We start from the raw sequence: 19,236 nt of genomic DNA on the forward strand, positions 1-19,236 counted from the left end.
CGGTTTCGGAAACCGGTTTTAGAAATAAAGGAGAGTAAATACAGATGAATAATATTGGTTTTCGTGTTTTACCTTTAGAAAATAGAGTACCAAAACAAATTATTGACGAGTACCGTGAATTTGTAACCCCTCACATTTCTGATAATATGAATCGATTAAATAGTGTTGACTCATCAATTCGTCCTATTCATACAGAAGGAAAATTAGTCGGTTCAGCATTTACTGTAAAAACTAGACCAGGAGATAATTTACTTGTGCATAAAGCGATTGATATGGCTGAGCCAGGAGATGTTATAGTGGTAGATGCTGGTGGTGACGTTACAAATGCTATTATGGGTGAAATAATGGTTAGGATTGCGAAAAAGAATGGGATTGAAGGGTTTATTATAAATGGAGCGATTCGTGACTCAAAAGAAATCAAAGAAATGAATTATCCGATGTATGCAAAAGGTGTGATTCATCGTGGACCGTATAAAGATGGCCCTGGTGAAATTAATGTCCCTATTCAATTAGCAGGCGTGGTCGTTAATCCTGGTGATCTGGTTGTAGGAGATATGGATGGTATCGTCATTGTTCCTCAAGAGCATACTGAAGCTATAGCAGATAAAGTGCGGGGTACAATGGAAATGGAAAATAAAACGATGGATGCAATTGAGGATGGAACAGTGGATCGTTCTTGGGTAGATGAAGTATTAAGAAAAAAAGGGTGTGAAGGGGTTTGAAGCCAAAAGTTTATATCACAAGAAAAATCCCAAATGAAGCATTAGAAAAAATCAAAGAAACATGTGAAGTCACTATGTGGAATGAAGAGGATCAACCTGTTCCACGTGAAGTATTAAAAAAAGAGATCGTTGATGTAGATGGAATATATTGTTTGCTAACAGAATCTATCGATGAAGAGCTCCTAAGCCTAGCAAAAAACTTGAAAGTAATTAGCAATATGGCGGTTGGTTACAATAACATTGATGTTCAAGCTGCAACAGAAAAAGGTGTGATGGTCACTAATACACCAGGTGTATTAACTGAAACAACAGCGGACCTGACGTTTGCACTTCTTATGGCAACAGCACGTAGATTAATAGAGTCTTCTGATTATTTGAGAGATGGGAAATGGCAGACATGGTCTCCGATGCAATTAACGGGTCAGGATATATATGGTGCTACATTAGGGAATATTGGATTAGGTCGGATTGGTGAAGCTGTAGCAAGAAGAGCAAACGGTTTTGGCATGAATGTACTTTACCACAATCGCAGCCGAAAGATAGAAGCGGAACAAGAATTTGATCTAACTTTTGTTGATAAAGAAACACTTTTAAAGGAATCAGACTATGTTGTTGTGTTAACACCGTATAGTCCGGAGACACACAATTTAATTGATACACTTGAATTAGAATTAATGAAGAATACGGCAGTTCTGATTAATACATCAAGGGGCGGAATTGTCAATGAGGATGCGTTATATCAGGCTCTGAAGGAAGAGAAAATATGGGCTGCTGGTCTAGATGTATTTGAGGATGAGCCAGTCTCTCTTGATCATCCACTTCTGACTTTACCTAATGTTGTAGTGTTACCTCACATTGGTAGTGCTAGTAAGAAAACAAGAACCAAGATGGCTAACATGGCTGCAGAGCATTTACTACACGCTCTACAAGGGAAGAAGCCCACCTATCTTGTAAATGAGATAGATATAAATTAAAGAGAATCAAAGGGTCCCTTTGATTCTTTTTTAGAAAGAGGAAGAGTTTTGTCTATATTCCTGCACATTCTATATTCAAATATTTTACCACTGTTTATTTTGGTGGGTATCGGAATCATCTTGCAAAAGAAATATCATTTTGATGTAAAAATTTTTTCGAAATTATTATTTAGTATTTATATTCCTGTATTAGTTTTTATAGAGTTATATCGAATTAATATTTCCTTTAGTGTATTAAGTGATATTATCTTATTTATTCTAATTTTATATTCCATCTTAACCTTTATCGTGTTTATAAACATTAAAATGAGGAAGATAGAACCAAAGAAAATACCTACTATTTTTAATAGTGTTTTATTTTATAATAGTGGCAATTATGGCATTCCTCTTATTTTATTGGTTTTTCCGGGTAACTCCTTAGCTTTCTCGACTCAAGTAATTATAGTTTTAGTTCAAACATTGCTACCCTTTACCTTAGGAATGTTAACGATAAATTCAAAGAAAAAATCTAAACAAGAACTCTGTATAGAACTACTAAACCTCCCTGTTGTTTATGCCGTACTATTAGGATTAGCTTTCCATTTAACAGGAATTCCATTGCCTCAACCAATTATTCAACCATTAGATTATATAGTAGATGGATTTATTGCACTTGCATTACTTACATTAGGCATTCAGCTTGGAAATATAAATTGGAAGTTTAATGTTGGGCAAATTTTTTATGTTAATGGTATGAGGTTAATTCTTTCCCCTCTAATAGCATTTTTCATTGTATATAGTATGGATTTGTCAGGGGTTGTTGCCCAAGTACTCATTATTTCAAGTGCTGTTCCTACAGCTTTAAACGTTGTTTTATTAGAAATAGAATATGATAATGAGCCTGAGTTTTCTTCACAAATTGTATTGTCTTCCACGATATTTAGTGTATTTACAATGACCGGAGTTATTTATTACGTTCAAGTATTATTTTCTTAAGAAGCTGAAAAATTATGAAAATCATTATTTCTCCAGATTCATATAAAGGGAGTTTGTCAGCTTTTGAAGTCTCAAAGTGTATTCAATCAGGAATTCAACAAGTTCTTCCTCATGCCCATACGAAGCTTTTACCTTTAGGGGATGGAGGGGAAGGTACTGTTGATGCTCTCGTTAATGGTACAAATGGTAGCTTTTTAACTGAGGAAGTCCAGGGCCTCTAGGTAATCCTGTTTTAGCAAAGTGGGGGAGGTTAGGAGACGGGAAGACTGCAATTATAGAAATGGCAGAAGCATCGGGCCTTACACTAATTCAGAAAGATCGTTTAGATCCTCTGAATGCTACTACCTATGGTACAGGAGAGTTGATAAAGTGTGCTCTTGATGCAGGGTGTAAGAAAATCATTTTAGGCATAGGAGGAAGTGCTACCAACGATGGTGGTGCAGGAATGGCATCAGCTCTGGGAGTTAGGTTTCTTAATGCGGATGGAGATGAGCTTGCCCCGGGCGGAGGTTATCTTCAAGAATTAGATAAAATATGTATTGAGCACATAGACAAAAGAATTTATGAAACCGAGATCATTGTTGCTAGTGATGTAACTAATCCACTATGCGGTTCAACCGGTGCATCGGCCGTTTTTGGCCCACAAAAAGGAGCAACCCCTGAAATGGTGGAGCACCTTGATCGATCATTAAGCCATTATGCATCAAAAATAAAGGAGCAGCTATCAATCAGTATTCGAGACTTTCCAGGTTCAGGAGCTGCTGGTGGTTTAGGTGGGGATTGATTGCTTTTTTACAAGCTAAGCTGAAACCTGGCATTGATATTATTTTAGATTTAATCGATTTTGAAAATGAAGTGAAAAAAGCTGACCTCGTCATAACAGGGGAAGGGAAAACAGATATTCAAACAAGCTATGGTAAAGCGCCTATGGGAGTAGGCTTAAGAGCAAAGAAGCATGGTGTTCCAGTCATTTGTATTTCAGGCAGTTTGGATCAAGGGCATGAAAATTTAGAAAAGCATGGGATCTGCGCTTTTTTTAGTATCATGGATAAACCCCAGTCATTAGAGGTCGCAATCGAGAATACTGATCGTTTAATGGAAGAAACTGTAAAAACGTTATGGAATTATATAAGTTATTTGACAGGTAAATATATTCCTTTATTACTCTAATATATATAATGTAAAGTGTTTAGGAGGTTAACAGGTGATAGTTACAGACAACAGTTCTCTTTTAAGAAATGATGTTAAGAAATTGGGTAATATTCTTGGAGAAATTCTTGTTCACCATGGTGGTATTGAACTACTAAATACAGTTGAATCAATACGAAATAGAACTAGGAAACTACGTGATAATTTTAATGAAGAACCATATAAACAATTAAAAGAAGACATTAAAAGCCTTAAACCTCCAATGCGTCAACAAGTGATTAGAGCATTTTCAATTTATTTTCACCTTGTTAATATTGCCGAACAAAACCAACGAATTCGACGCCGGCGTCAGTATCAGCTTCAGGGAGATGATGTGGTTCAACCATTTTCTCTTGAACAAGCCGTATCGAATCTTAAAGAAAATGAAATAGCTGAAGATGTTATTCAACGTGTTTTAGGAAATTTATCTCTGGAATTAGTGATTACTGCACATCCGACGGAGGCAACAAAGAGAACCATACTTGAAACACAAAAGCGAATTCTATTAATTTTAAAAGAATTCGATCATGGAGTGTTAACGAGAAAAGAACAAGAAAAATTGGATGAGAGCTTGTTCAATGAGATCACATCCTTGTGGCAAACAAATGAATTAAGAGACCGTAAGCCAACAGTTTTGGATGAAGTGAAAAATGGTCTTTATTATTTTGACCAAACCCTATTTGATGTGTTGCCAGACATCCATCAAGAGTTAGAAAACCAACTTGAAAACCACTACCCAAAAACGAAATGGAGTGTTCCAAATTTCCTGCGTTTTGGTTCATGGATTGGTGGAGACCGTGATGGAAATCCATTTGTAACGCCTGATGTTTCTTGGGAGACGCTGAAAAAACATAGACAGCTTGTCATTAAAAAGTACGATGAAGCAATTGTCGATTTAATGAGACGCTTTAGTCAGTCAACGGCACGTGTAGAAGTGAGCGAAGAATTATTTAAGTCCGTAGAAAAAGACGAAAATCTCTATCTTGAAAAAGGAGAAGCGTGGTCAATCGAGACTGATGTATATCGTCGAAAGTTTAAAGTCATTCTTAAACGTTTACGTGAAGTTGGAAAGACAGACATTGGCTATCACTCTTCTGAAGAACTCTATCATGATTTATTACTCGTTAAAAATAGTGCCGCTAAACATCAGCCTGCACAGCACAAGTTAAAAACGCTACACAAAGTCATACGTCAAGTGCAGTTGTTTGGGTTTCATTTAGCGTCTTTAGATATTCGAAACCATAGTGGAGAGCATGAATCAGCGATTGCGGAAATTTTAAAAGCAGTCAATTTATCAGAAGACTATTTATCTCTATCTGAAAAAGAAAAATTGGATGTTCTTGAACGTGCGCTAGAGGATCCAAGACCATTATTATTGTTTGAGCATGACTATTCAACTGAAACGCAAAGTGTCATTGATGTATTTAAAATGATTAAAAAAGCCCACGAAGAATTTGGGCATCGATCAATCGAAGTATACCTTGTAAGTATGACCCAATCGGCTAGTGATCTATTAGAAGTTCTCGTTCTTGCTAAGGAAGTAGGGATCTATCGTAAAAATAAGGATGGCAGTGTTGTTAGTAAGTTGACGGTGGCCCCTTTACTTGAAACGGTTGATGATTTAGTCGCTGGCCCGAAAATCATGAAGAAATTATTTACGATGGATGTGTATCGGGCTCATCTCGAACAACGTGGAAACCATCAGGAAGTCATGCTAGGTTATTCGGATGGAAGTAAGGATGGAGGCACCTTAACGGCGAACTGGAAGCTATACAAAGCTCAGCAAGAAATTCACGATATGGCAAAGGAATACAACATTCGCTTGAAGTTTTTCCATGGTCGTGGAGGTTCATTAGGTCGCGGAGGTGGCCCACTGAATCGTAGTATATTATCACAGCCTGCGGAAACGTTAGGGGATGGTGTGAAAATTACCGAACAAGGAGAAGTGCTATCTTCACGTTATTTGTTAGAGGATATTGCTTATCGAAGTCTAGAACAGGCAGCTTCGACTTTGCTAGAAACATCGGCACACGTATCGAAAACATCTGAGGAAAATCACTTTAGGGAAGAAGCATGGGAAGAAGCGATGGAGGACATTTCAGCACACGCACTTAAAAAATATCAATCTCTCGCTTTTGAAGATCAAGATTTCTTAACCTATTTCAATCAGGTGACGCCTCTAGAAGAATTAGCGGACCTTAATATCGGATCGCGCCCTATGAAGCGTAAGGATAGTAATCAATTTGAAAACTTGCGTGCCATTCCCTGGGTGTTTGCATGGACGCAATGTCGACAGTTAATCCCTGCTTGGTACGCAGCAGGCACTGGACTAAAAGCCTTTGCTTCAAAAAGTGAGGAGAATTTAAAACTTTTACAGAGCATGTACGAGGAGTGGCCGTTTTTCCATTCAACGATTAATAATCTTCAAATGGCACTCTTGAAAGCTGATTTAACAACGGCTAAGGAGTATGCAAAGTTAGTCGAAGATCAAAAAAATGGTGAGCGTATTTATCAAAATATTGTTGAGGAATATAATGAAACAAAGGATATTTTGTTAGCCGTTTCAGGTAATGAAAAATTACTGGATCACACACCGACGATTCAAGAATCCGTTCATTTACGAAACCCATACGTCGATCCACTAAATTTTTTACAAGTAGAATTGATTAAGAAAATGCGTGATTCAGCGGACAAGGATGATGAGCTCTTAACTGAAGTGCTATTTGCTATTAACCATAAATGGAATTGCGGCAGGGCTGCGAAATACTGGATGAGTTAGCGCTGTTTGGCTAACATTTTGCTAACGCAATAAAATGAAAAACAGTAAAATCCCGTTAAAGATATTACAGTAAGAATTTAGCAAAACCTTAATATACCGCACTTTTTGCATACAGCGGGATTAAGAATGGGATATACAAATGATCAATTTAGAATGTTACTTGGATATCTTGACCAACTAAGTGACAAAGTTTAAGTTAATGATGAATCATGTTGATGATGATCCATATGGCTACATTTATATACCAATTATTGTAGATGAACATTCTAAAAAGGAAACTCATTCTCTTCTATTGTTATATTTTGTTTTGGTTTTTTTTGTATCTGTAAGATGATGGTCATCATTGGTAATATTTGAAATGAACTTATGACATTTAGGGCATTCAATCATTACATCATCTAGATGAAATCCTACATATCCATGAGTACATTCTTGTATTGTAAAAAATGTTTCCCAATCCATCTCAAATGTATAATTACAGTCTTTGCAATATAAAACACAAATGTCAAAGTCTTCTGTTTCCTCAACAATGCTCTTTTTCTTCTTTTTCTTACTCACAATAAACATTCTCCTTAAAAAAAATTCAACTCTTTTAGTATAATCTCGCTACTAAAATTACTCTATTGCCGCCTTTGGCACAAACTATACTTAGTAAAATTATTATGAAGGATTAGACTGTTAAATAAATGGTTTCTTGGCTAAACTAGAGTTAAAGATATTTACGATTGGAGTAGCCTTATGGATATTCAAGAACAGCTCAGGTCTGCTTTAAAAGAGATTGATAGACTTAAAAAAGAAAATATTCAATTAAAAAAGTATCTCTATAAAGTAAAAGATCGTAATACATTTTATAGCCCAACATCTAATATAAAGAAAACAGCGACTGATTTTACTCCTAAAGAAAAAGCAGCAATTTCACTATTTATGAACCTTTTTCGAGGAAGGTCTGATGTTTTTGCTCAAAGGTGGGAATCAAGTACTACAGGTAAATCTGGTTATTCACCTGCATGTAAAAATGAGTGGGATAAAGAGCTTTGTCGAAAACCTAAAATTAAATGTCAGGATTGTTCCCACCGCCTATTGAGTCCCTTAACTTCCCAAGTTATTTACGAACATTTAAGTGGCATAAAAACTATAGGAATTTATCCTTTACTAGAAAATAATACATGTCATTTTCTAGCTGTGGACTTTGATAAGAAGCAATGGAAAGATGATGTACGTGCATTTATTGAAACGTGTAAAAATTTAGGGTTACCATATCATATCGAACGTTCTCGCTCAGGAGAAGGCGCTCATATTTGGTTCTTTTTTGAAAAGGAAATAAGCGCTTCGTTAGCTAGAAAATTTGGAGTGATTCTATTATCAAAAACAAGTGAAAAACGCTTTGAAGTTGGCATGGATTCCTTTGATAGAATGTTCCCTAACCAAGATCTATTACCTAAAGGTGGTTTTGGTAATTTGATAGCTCTCCCATTACAGAAGCAAGCAAAAATGAAAGGGAATAGTGTCTTTGTAAATGAATCATTTCAGGAATTTGAAGATCAATGGCAATATCTATCGTCGATAAAAAGGATATCTGAAAAAAACATTTTACAAATAGTAACAAACTTCTCCAAGGAAGAAAGCTCTATAAAGGTAAATGAGAAAGTTGAGAATATTAACTTGCCAAAAGAAGTTACTATTGAACTAAATCATGGCATTCAAATTCTGAAGAATTTATTACCAAGTAAGATACTGAATGAATTACAAAAACTTGCGACATTTGGAAATCCAGAGTTTTTCAAAGCGCAAGCAAAGCGTTATTCCACTCATCGAATTCCTAGAATGATTGATTGTACACAGATTGATGACAATATGCTCATATTACCAAGAGGTTTATTAGAAAAGGTGAAGGAAATCTTCTCTAAATATAAAATATCTCTAACAATACTAAACAATCAATTCGTAGGAAAGTCTATTGATGCTAAATTTTATGGTCAACTTACTACCCAACAAGAGGACGCTGTTACATCTATGTCTAATCATGACAATGGAGTATTAGCAGCAGATACTGGTTTTGGAAAAACGGTGACAGCTGCGGCATTAATTAGTAGAAATGAAACCAATACGCTCATAATTGTGCATCGGACACAATTAGTTGAACAATGGAAAGAGAGATTATCAACTTTTTTAAACATTCCAGTAAAAGAAATTGGTCAAATTGGTGGTGGGAAAAATAAACCAACCTATAACATAGATATATCTACTATTCAATCGCTTAATCATAATGGCTTAATAAAACCTGAGTTACATCATTACGGGCAAATTATCGTGGATGAATGTCATCACATTTCTGCCGTCAGTTTTGAAAAGGTATTAAGAGCCGTCCGAGCGAAGAGAGTGTATGGTTTAACAGCAACCCCAGTTAGGAAAGATGGTTTGCATCCAATAATATTTATGCAATGTGGACCTATAAGATATAAAACGAATAATAAACAGCAAGCCAATATTCGACCGTTTAAACAAACCCTTGTTAAAAGAGAAACATTAATGTATACGAATGAAACCGATATACAAGCTATATATTCCTTGTTATCTACTAATAAGGAACGAAACGATCTGATTTTTAACGATGTTCTACAAGCTCTAGATGAAAAACGCTCTCCTATCGTGTTAACGGAACGTTTAGACCATATAAATGAGCTATATGAGCTTTTCAAAGGATTTGCTAAAAATATTATTATCCTTTCAGGAGCTATGAAGAAGAAAGAACGGCAACAAGCGCTAGAAAGGTTAATTAAATTACCTGATAGTGAGGAGAGATTGTTAATTGCAACTGGAAAATATGTTGGAGAAGGGTTTGATGATTCGAGATTAGATACACTCTTTCTAACAATGCCAATCTCTTGGAAAGGAACATTACAACAGTATGTAGGACGGCTTCACCGTAATCATAGTAGCAAAAGTGAAGTGAAAGTGTTCGATTATGTAGATTCGAACATTGATGTACTAGAGAGAATGTTTGAAAAACGATTAAAGGGATATAAAAATATAGGTTATAGTCTAGGTGAGAACAAAGAGAAAAGCCAACAAATTCAATTATTCTAGTAGTTTTAGATATATAAATTGATATAAACAATTTAACAGTGATTATAATAATTCTAATTATTATAAATAATAACTCCAAAGTGAAATATTAATAGAAGGATCATATAAAATGTTAGATAAAACTTTTAATGACTTATTGAGTTATAATGATACTGTAATTAATAATGAGTTACAGTTTCTTTAAGTAAATAGGGGTCAAATTTCATTTATACATGGAGGTGAAATTTTATGATATCCAAAGAAGAAGTACAGATACTGCTAGATAAGTTAGAAACAAGTATAGCTGATGAACTTGAATCACAACAATTAGATTTTAAGCAATGGATAACAAGAAGTTTTGATGACAACATTAAGTTAATGTTAAAAATGGCAGTATGTATGGCAAACGGTGGAGGCGGTAGTGTTGTATTTGGTGTAGCAGATAAAGTTAAAGGAAGATCTAATGCTATATTAGGTGTTCCCGAAGACGTAGATACTACAATATTTCAAAAAAGGATATATGAAAAAACTGATCCGCACCTAACACCAGTTTTTGAAGATATAACAGTACCAGAAGGCTCAACACGCTTACTGTTGATGAATGTATTTCCAGGTATGCCTCCTTACACTACGACTGATGGTTCTGCAACGATAAGACAGGGAAAGGATTGTATTCCTTATACAGGGTCTTTAAGGCGTAAAATGATGGATACTTCAACACAGATGGATTTTACTGATGAAATAATCCACGAGGATTGGCAAAGTCTATTTTCACATTCAGCAATGGAGCGCGTCCGGGAAATTATGTCTAGAGAAAGGGTTGATGAAAGCCTTTTGACGTTATCTGATGAAGATTTATTGAGGTCTATCGGAGCGTTAAAGGAAAACTTTCTTACTAAAGGCGCCCTACTACTTGTTGGAAAGCCTGAAGCTATTTCAAAATATATTCCACAATACAAATGGTCGTTTAGAAAGATGATTAGTGATACTGATTATTCTCACCGAGATGACGGAACTCATGCTATTCCGGTAGCACTGTATGAATTGGAACGGTATATAGCTGTCGATAATCCAATGGTTACTGTAGAATCTGGACTTGTGCATCCAGAGTTTAGTACATATCCAACAATTGCTTTAAGAGAAGCTTTGCTTAATGCATTTGGTCATAGGGATTATCGAATGAATGGAACTATTATGTTGAAGCAATATAAAGATAAGCTAATACTAACTAATCCAGGAGAGTTTGTTGGTGGTATTACACCTAAAAATATTCTCCACCACCCTCCAGTAGCGAGGAATAATCATTTAATGGATTTGTTAGATAGATTAAAACTAGTCAACCGTTCAAATCTGGGTGTTTCAAGGATATTTCGTTCGCTATTAATTGAGGGGAAAGAACCACCGATATATAGAGAAGTTGGCAGTAACATTGAGCTTACCTTTATATCTTCTCCATTAAACAAGGATTTCAAAAACTTAATTAATCATATGGCACAGGAAAAAAACCACATTGATGTTGATCATCTGCTTATACTGCAATATTTAATTAGACATGAAGAAATTGACACTTCTATAGCTGCCGAAGTTGCTCAAAGGAGTATGGAGCAAGCGCGTGAATTACTTAGTAAGATGCAAAATGAATTTAATTTATTAGAATCAATTGGACGTGGAAAAGGGAGGTACTTTACTCTTTCACGAAGTGCATATAAATTATTAAAAGGTGAATTGCAATATGAACGTCAGCAAATTTTGGATAAGGAAGCAGTGAAAATTCGCATATTGTCTATATTAAAAACAGATCGAAGTTTAACTAATAAGGAAATAAGGCAATTAACAGGGATGAACCAAAAGCAAGTACAACGTTTGGTAAAAGAATTGGAACCAGATGGTGTTAAGATTGTTGGAAAGGGAGCTGGAACCAAATATATTTATTCTCCTTAATAAAATAGGGACAAAAGGGGACATTATTGGAATTAACTCCTTAATGAATAAAGTACCAATTAGGAAAATAGGGACAAAATAAGGACAAAATAAGGACAAAAAATAGAATTATTCACATAAAAAATCATAACATCTATTACAGTCCTTTGACCCAAAAAAGTGTTGCTAACATTTTGCTAACGCAATCCAGTGAAAAACAATATATTCCCGTTAAAGATGTTACAGTAAGAATTTAGAAAAACCTTGATATATCGGACTCTACGCACATCACGTTAAAGATAATATACACTCCCACCATAGGGGCGGCATGATGTAATTTGCCCCTCAAACCCTTGATTTAAAAGGATTTTGGTAGTGTTTTGCTAACAAAATGCTAACTATAAAGAAGAGGCTTCTCATTAGTTTATTAAACTTTTGAGAAGCTTTTTTTTTGTTTTTGTGTCAACTTTGTAGGGTTAGATTTTTTAAACATTTAGATACTAAATTATTTCTGAAATTTTAAAATCTAATTGACAAGTAGTCGATTGGATCTTATTATTTGATAATGGTTATCAATTTCAATGAGAAGGGGAAGTTATATGTTAGTTCGAATACATAAAAAACAACTTTTATTTATGTCTGCAATGATTTTTATTTTATCTTTGACTTTACTTGGGTGTTCAGGTTCAAGTGAATCACTAGAAAATTCAGCTACTACTAGTGAAGGTAGCAACATGATTACTTTTACTTGGCCTAGAGATGTAGGAGAAATGAATCCACATGTCTACAATCCATCTCAAATGTTCGCTCAATCTATGGTTTATGAAACGTTAGTTAGTTACCAAGATGGAGGAGAGTTAAAACCACAATTAGCAGAATCCTGGGAGATTTCTAAGGATGGAAAAGAATATGTATTCAACTTACGTCAAGGTGTGGAATTTTCTGATGGCTCAAGTTTTAATGCTGAGATAGTAAAAAAGAACTTTGATACTATTTTAGACCACAGAGAAAGACATGGTTGGTTTCATAGATGAACATACATTTAAGTTTACATTAAAGGAACCATATTACCCTACAATTCAGGAGTTAACTGTTGTTCGTCCAGTACGTTTCTTAGGAGAGGCGGGATTCCCTGAAAATGGTGACACTTCAGAAGGTGTAGAACAACCAATCGGTACAGGTCCGTGGGTTTTGGAAGAACATAAAGTGGATCAATATGCTACTTTTAAACGTAATGAAAATTATTGGGGTGAACTCCCAAGTGTAGAGCGAATTAAAGTCAATATCATTCCTGATGCGGAAACACGAGTACTAGCTTTTGAGAAAGGTGAATTAGACCTTATATATGGTGAAGGTGTTATTAATATAGATGCTTTTAATCAATTAAACTCTACAGGTTCTTATGAGAGTAGTATTTCTGAACCAGTTGCAACTAGAATACTAGTAATGAATACGAATAGGGAGACGCTTTCAGATATCCAGGTGCGTCAGGCTTTACATTATGGGTTTAATAAACAAGCAATCGTCGAGGGTGTAACATCTGGTTTGGAAGAAGAGGCTAACTATATTTTATCAACAAATCTTCCATACACTTCAAACATTGATGTAAAAACGGTTGATTATGATGTTAATAAAGCGGAGCAAATATTAGATGATGCAGGATGGAAGTTACCAGAAGGAAAAGAAATTCGTGAAAAGGACGGGAAACTACTTGAAATCGAGTTAATGTATAATTCTGCTGAATCCATTCAAAAAACGATGGCAGAAGCATTACAATCTGAGTGGGCGAAAATTGGTGTGAAATTAAACATTGATGGAGTTGAACTTCCTACCCAGGTGGAAAGATTTAGCAATAATGAATTTGATATGAATTTCTATAGTAACTATGGTGCTCCATATGACCCACATGCTTTCGTAAACGTAGTTGCAACAGAAGGATTTGGGTTTAGAGAAGCTATATCATCTTATCCTAACAAAGATGAGTTGTTGAGCCAAATTGCTGCTGTCCAACAAACAACTGACGAAAATGAGCGTCAGGAACTATATACATCTATTTTAGGTTCATTACAAGAGCAAGGTGCAATTGTACCGATTTCATATATTAAGCAAATTGCAATCTATCAAAAAGGTGTTTCCAATTTTACATTCCCTGCTAATCGGGATGAACACCCTTTTACAGGTATTAGTATCGAGGAGTAAGCGACAGGAGTTTTTCTAATGGGTACTTATATTTTGAAACGAATTATGACTATTATTCCAATTTTCCTAATAGCTACTTTGCTAACATTTGGAATGATTCACCTCTCACCAGTAGATCCTGCTGAAGCGTACTTAGCTGCAATACATATCCAGCCAACAGAAGAGCTATTGGCCCAAAAAAGGCACGAGTTTGGCTTAGATAAACCTCTTCTTGTACAGTATGTAAGCTCCGTTATTCAAATATCCCAATTTAACTTTGGGGTATCTTATGTAACGAATAAACCTGTATGGGAAGAGATATCTTCCCGAATACCAGCAACCATTCAGTTAACTGTAGGGGGCCTCATCATAGCGATCCTAGTCAGTATCCCACTTGGGTTTTTGGCAGGTATAAAGAAAAACAGTGGAATCGATCATTTTAGTCGATTTCTCTCCTTTTTCGGGGCATCTATACCTTCCTTTTTGTTTGGATATTTGTTGATCTTTTTCTTTTCTGTAAAGCTAGACCTATTTCCAGTAGAAGGTATAGGAACTTGGAAATACTTGGTCTTACCCGCTATAACTTTGGCTTTACCTTTAATCGCTTTATATACCCGTCTATTACGTGCAAGCGTGCTTGAAAATTTAGAAGAGCCTTATGTACTTTTCGCCCGAACGAGAGGAATTCATGAAAAAAAAATAATGGGAAAGCATGTATTAAGAATTGCCATATCCCCTATGGTTACTGGTCTTGGAATGAATTTAGGAAAACTGATGACAGGTGCTATCATTGTAGAGGCAGTCTTTTCGTGGCCAGGATTTGGGCGCTATTTTATCGAGGCAATTTTTAACCGTGATGTTCCTGTTATTCAATGCTATGTACTGTTAGCTGCAGGTTTATTTCTTATTAGCAACTTAATCGTTGACCTTATTCAAATGTACATTGACCCACGTATCTCAAGAAAAGGAAGGCAGTTCCAATGATTGCGAGTTTAGGTGATATAGTAAAAACTCAAAGAGTAATTGTTTTTTGTTCTCTAATATTATGCCTATTATTTTTTATCACGATCTTTGCTCCGTGGCTTGCACCTAATGACCCCACTTTAGTTAATTTTGCTCATAAACTTCAGGGTACTTCCTTGAATTACCCATTAGGAACAGATCACTTAGGAAGATGTACGCTATCACGTATCTTATATGGCGCTCGTGTTTCGCTAGGGTTTGCTACTTTAATTTTTATTTCCTCTTTAAGCATCGGTTTGATCATTGGACTTATTGCAGGTTATAAAGGTGGTTGGGTAGATCAAGCGTTAATGAGATTTGGTGATGGTGTGATGTCATTTCCAGACCTTTTGCTAGTTCTTGGGTTAGTTGGTATATGGGGGCTGGCCTTAAACAAGTTGTAATTGCATTAATTTTTGTACAATGGGTCTATTATGCAAGGGTCATAAGAGGTGTAGTTCTAAGCCTCAAAGAAAAGAACTATATTACCGCTGCAAAAATAAGCGGATCTTCTCAATGGAAGATTATGATAAAACATATCATTCCTAATGTCCTTCCACCACTAGCAGTAATGGGAACATTAGAAATGGGTTGGGCAATCATGCATTTATCTTCCATGTCATTTCTAGGGTTAGGTGTGCAACCTCCTACACCAGAGTGGGGAGCCATGATACACGAAGGGAAATCATATATCAGGACAAATCCATCATTAATGATCTATCCTGGTCTAATGATTATGCTTGTTGTCGTTACTTTTAATTTATTAGGCGAATCATTATCAGAACGTTTTGAGATTAAACGTCGATAATAAAAAGGACGGATAAAAATATGGAAACAAAAGGTCGAAATATATTACATGTTAAAGACTTATGTGTGCGAGTAAAAACAAAAGATGGTTATATGCCGCTCGTTCAAGATATTAATTTTGGAATCGAAAAAGGAAAGGTACTAGGTCTTGTTGGGGAAAGTGGTTGCGGAAAAACAGTTACAAGTATGTCTATCTTGCAGCTTTTCAATCAAAAAAACATGAATATTCAAGGAAGCATTACCCTTAAAGGACGAGAGTTAAATGGGTTAAAAAACAACGAAATGAGGCAAATTCGAGGGAAGGATATTGCCTTTATTATGCAAAATCCGATGAATGCCTTTACGCCTGTTTTTACGGTTGGTCACCAATTTGTTGAAACGATTAGATCGCATACTTCATTAAATAAGAAGCAAGCAAAGAAGCTCGCGATCGAAGTAATGCAATATGTAAACTTGCCCGATCCTGAAAAAATATTGAAGAACTATCCATTTCAATTGAGTGGAGGAATGCTTCAGCGTGTAATGATTGCCATGGCAGCATGCTTACACCCTGCAGTAATTGTTGCGGATGAGCCAACAACAGCACTCGATCTTTACAACCAATTATTAGTCCTTCGTCTTTTAGATAGAATTCGCTCTGAATATGGAACTGCTATTTTACTTATTTCCCATGATCTTGGGGTAATTGCAGAAATGGCTGATGATGTAATTGTGATGCAAAATGGTAGGATTGTAGAAAAAGCAAATGTATTTCAATTATTTGAACACCCACACCATGAGTACACAAAGAAGCTGTTAACCACAAGGCCTAGCTTACAAGTTGAACAACAGCCTGTCATCCATATGTTGTGATATATAGAACTGCATTTTGCAAAGGGGTGAACCCAATGAGCTTATTACAGGTAAAAAGAGTAAATCATAGCTTCAATTCTAAAAAGCTATTTACATGGAGAAAACAGTCAAATAAAGCACTTACTAATATTTCATTTTCGATTGAGGAAGGAACCTGTTTAGGATTACTCGGGACAAGTGGAGCTGGTAAAAGTACCTTAGGGAAAGTGATTCTTGGCATACAGCGTCCACAGAAAGGCCAGGTTTTGTTTCAAGGATATGATATTTATAATTCGGATAAAATGACTCAACGAAAGATACGTCGTGATCTGCAAGTTGTTTTTCAGGATTCATATTCATCTGTAAATCCCCGTATGACAGCTGAACGTATTATAAGTGAGCCATTAGAAAACTATGAAAAACTAACCGTAAGCGAACAAAGAAGAACAGTCATTTCGCTTTTGGAACGAGTAGGGTTGAGTGAAAAGGATTTAAAAAAGTACCCACATCAATTTAGCGGCGGACAATTGCAAAGAATTAATATTGCCAGAGCAATCTCTCTCAAACCAAAGTTAATCGTCCTGGACGAATCGGTTAGTAGTTTAGATATGGTTACACAAAGCTTAATTTTAGACTTATTAAGAGAATTAAAAGATGACTTCGGCTTATCTTATCTATTTATTACCCATGATATTAAAGCTGCCTTTTCAATCTCTGATAGATTAGGTGTACTAGAAAAAGGAGAATTGATTGAGCTATATGATTCGAAAGAGAAATTTTTTTCCTCAAGAAGTCCTGTAGTTATTCAGATGAGAGACTCGATTCTTGCTGAACATCCACGGTCTCGTTCACTTCACCACGGGTGAATATGAAATCATAAGGAGTATAGGGTACTAACTGCTGTGAATTCAGAAACAGAACCAAGGAGTTGTGTCACACCATATCAAAATGTGTGACATTTTTTGTGTTAAAGGGAAATGATATGAGTTTGCAAAAACCAGTGTATCCAAATCATTATTAATAATTGGCTTCTTGATGGTGAATCTATGCCTGTTCATTACGAGAATTAAAAAAAGGTGAAAGATTATGAAACTAGAAACGGAATTAATAAAGATACAAAGCAAGTCAGCCTTTTCAAATAAGGAATATTTAACTCTGGCTATACCACTCATTGTATCGGGAATATCAACACCTATTCTAGGTGCAGTTGACACGGCTGTAGTTGGTCGAATGCCTGACCCGTCTTTTATTGGTGGAGTTGCAGTTGGTACCCTAATTTTTAACACAATGTATTGGTTACTTGGCTTTCTTCGTGTTAGTACAACGGGCTTTACATCACAAGCTCAAGGGTCAAACAATGAAATGGAAATGACCTTATCTTTTTTACGGCCTATGGTTATTTCGGTCATGTTTGGTTTGTTTTTTATAGCTATGCAGTATCCGATTTTACAGGTGGCTGTTTATTTAGTAGGGGCTAGTGATACGGTTACGAATCATGCAGAGACGTATTTTTTAATTCGGATTTGGGGTGCCCCCTTTACATTACTTAGCTATGTCATTATTGGTTGGCTGGTGGGACTTGGGAAAGTTCGTTTATCATTAACTACGCAAATTTTTATGAACGTGCTAAACATTATTCTTAATTTTATTTTCGTATTAGGTTTTGGGTTTGGTGTAGCAGGAGTCGCTAGTGCAACGTTAATTTCTGAAATAAGTGCAGTATTATTTGGGTTATTGATGATCTTTCGGGCAAAACAAATACATATTTCAAAAGTAAGAGGAAATATGATCTTAGAAACTACTCCTCTTAGAAAAATGTTAAAAGTGAATCGTGATTTGTTTTTAAGAACGGTTTGTCTCCTTACGATGACTGTAATTTTTACAGCTAAAGGGGCAAGTATGGGAGAGGTAACATTGGCAGCAAATGCCATACTTTTGCAAATTCATTACCTTATAGCATACTTCTTTGGAGGATTTGCTAATGCCTCTAGTATTATGGTTGGTCGTGCGATTGGCAGTAAAGATGAAGACTTGTATAAAAGAGCATTTATTCTATCTGCACAATGGGGGATTTCATCTGCAATTGTTCTCTCAATTTGTATACTTATATGGGGTGAATATGTTGTTTCATTATTCACGACTATATCAATTGTTAAAGAAATAGCAATCAATCTCCTAATATGGATGATAATTTTTCCTTTTGTCGGATTTTGGTATGCTCAATTAGAGGGTATTTTTTCAGGTGCAACAGAGGCAAAGTTTATTCGAAACTCGATTATTCTTGCATTACTTGTATTCTTCATAGCTAATTGGTTATTTATTCCACTCTACCAAAACAATGGATTATGGCTTGCATTTATTTTATTTATGTTGTCACGTTCTGTGTTTTTATGGATGTATGTTCCCACGCTTAGAAAAAATATAGGGGTGTTTGAAAATAAATTATAGCAACGGTAGAGGAAAAAGTATCAAATGAACCATTTGGCTGGAGAAATGGTTGATGAATGCTAAAGGGAATAACCCTACATAACTCCCAAGTAATCCAAAGTTTTTGAGAAGTTTTCAACCTAACAAGTCTCCATTTGTTATTTTTAAATATCCTTTTTAAAACTAAGTTTGAAGGGTGCATAACACTTACTGACATTCCTTGTTTATATGGCTAGTTAGAGGTTCCATTTAGAGAGCCGACCTTTCGTTAACACGATGCTGTTTCGTTTATTTCCTAAGAAAGGTTTCGTGATACTCTTTTGCGGGATTAAATAAGCACAGGACAAAAATCGTTAACAATGTTAAA

10 protein-coding genes and 4 pseudogenes are annotated in these 19,236 nt (G+C 35.6%); 13 read left to right on the forward strand and 1 reads right to left on the reverse strand.

The window, feature by feature from the left end; all coding sequences use genetic code 11:
- Positions 1–44: 44 nt before the first annotated feature.
- The 5 genes and pseudogenes from BkAM31D_RS01525 (at position 45) to ppc (ending at position 6,633) form a co-directional block, all read left to right on the forward strand.
- Positions 45–722, forward strand: coding sequence for an RraA family protein (locus BkAM31D_RS01525; protein WP_066158595.1), 678 nt, complete (start codon positions 45–47; stop codon positions 720–722).
- The gene (locus BkAM31D_RS01530; protein ID WP_066158596.1) at positions 719–1,696 is read left to right on the forward strand and encodes a 2-hydroxyacid dehydrogenase; all 978 of its coding nucleotides are present in this window, start codon (positions 719–721) and stop codon (positions 1,694–1,696) included. Before BkAM31D_RS01525 ends, BkAM31D_RS01530 begins: the two co-directional genes overlap by 4 nt.
- Positions 1,697–1,816: 120 nt before the next feature.
- The gene (locus BkAM31D_RS01535) at positions 1,817–2,671 is read left to right on the forward strand and encodes an AEC family transporter (RefSeq protein WP_157108271.1); all 855 of its coding nucleotides are present in this window, start codon (positions 1,817–1,819) and stop codon (positions 2,669–2,671) included.
- 14 nt (positions 2,672–2,685) lie between these two features.
- Positions 2,686–3,841 (forward strand): annotated as a pseudogene (locus tag BkAM31D_RS01540) (glycerate kinase).
- 34 nt (positions 3,842–3,875) lie between these two features.
- Positions 3,876–6,633: pseudogene (gene ppc / locus BkAM31D_RS01545) on the forward strand (phosphoenolpyruvate carboxylase).
- 284 nt (positions 6,634–6,917) lie between these two features.
- Here ppc and BkAM31D_RS01550 read toward each other — a convergent pair.
- Positions 6,918–7,196 carry a hypothetical protein gene (locus BkAM31D_RS01550; protein ID WP_235820539.1) on the reverse strand — a complete coding sequence of 93 codons (279 nt, stop codon included), beginning with the start codon at positions 7,194–7,196 and terminating at the stop codon, positions 6,918–6,920.
- A 180-nt stretch (positions 7,197–7,376) separates the two neighbouring features.
- Here BkAM31D_RS01550 and BkAM31D_RS01555 point away from each other — a divergent pair, with 180 nt between their 5' ends.
- The 8 genes and pseudogenes from BkAM31D_RS01555 (at position 7,377) to BkAM31D_RS01590 (ending at position 18,890) form a co-directional block, all read left to right on the forward strand.
- Complete coding sequence (locus tag BkAM31D_RS01555; protein ID WP_066158599.1) at positions 7,377–9,725, forward strand: TOTE conflict system archaeo-eukaryotic primase domain-containing protein; 2,349 nt, start codon at positions 7,377–7,379, stop codon at positions 9,723–9,725.
- 228 nt (positions 9,726–9,953) lie between these two features.
- Entirely contained in the window at positions 9,954–11,645 is a 1,692-nt protein-coding gene (locus BkAM31D_RS01560; RefSeq protein WP_066158600.1) for an RNA-binding domain-containing protein, read from the forward strand.
- A 578-nt stretch (positions 11,646–12,223) separates the two neighbouring features.
- Positions 12,224–13,823, forward strand: a pseudogene (gene nikA, locus BkAM31D_RS01565) (nickel ABC transporter substrate-binding protein).
- An 18-nt stretch (positions 13,824–13,841) separates the two neighbouring features.
- Positions 13,842–14,786: a nickel ABC transporter permease subunit NikB gene (nikB, locus tag BkAM31D_RS01570; RefSeq protein WP_066158602.1), complete on the forward strand. Its 945-nt coding sequence runs from the start codon at positions 13,842–13,844 to the stop codon at positions 14,784–14,786.
- Positions 14,783–15,612 (forward strand): annotated as a pseudogene (gene nikC / locus BkAM31D_RS01575) (nickel ABC transporter permease subunit NikC). The gene nikB and the pseudogene nikC overlap by 4 nt, the downstream one beginning before the upstream one ends.
- A 20-nt stretch (positions 15,613–15,632) precedes the next feature.
- Positions 15,633–16,463: a nickel import ATP-binding protein NikD gene (nikD, locus tag BkAM31D_RS01580; protein WP_066158607.1), complete on the forward strand. Its 831-nt coding sequence runs from the start codon at positions 15,633–15,635 to the stop codon at positions 16,461–16,463.
- 35 nt (positions 16,464–16,498) lie between these two features.
- Positions 16,499–17,308 (forward strand): nickel import ATP-binding protein NikE, encoded by an 810-nt coding sequence (gene nikE / locus BkAM31D_RS01585; protein WP_066158609.1) that lies wholly within the window; start codon positions 16,499–16,501, stop codon positions 17,306–17,308.
- 220 nt (positions 17,309–17,528) lie between these two features.
- A complete protein-coding gene (locus BkAM31D_RS01590; protein ID WP_066158610.1) occupies positions 17,529–18,890 on the forward strand; it encodes an MATE family efflux transporter in 1,362 nt (453 codons plus the stop codon).
- Positions 18,891–19,236: the final 346 nt, after the last annotated feature.

It is taken from the genome of Halalkalibacter krulwichiae, from assembly GCF_002109385.1.
Taxonomy (GTDB): Bacteria; Bacillota; Bacilli; order Bacillales; family Bacillaceae_D; genus Halalkalibacter; species Halalkalibacter krulwichiae.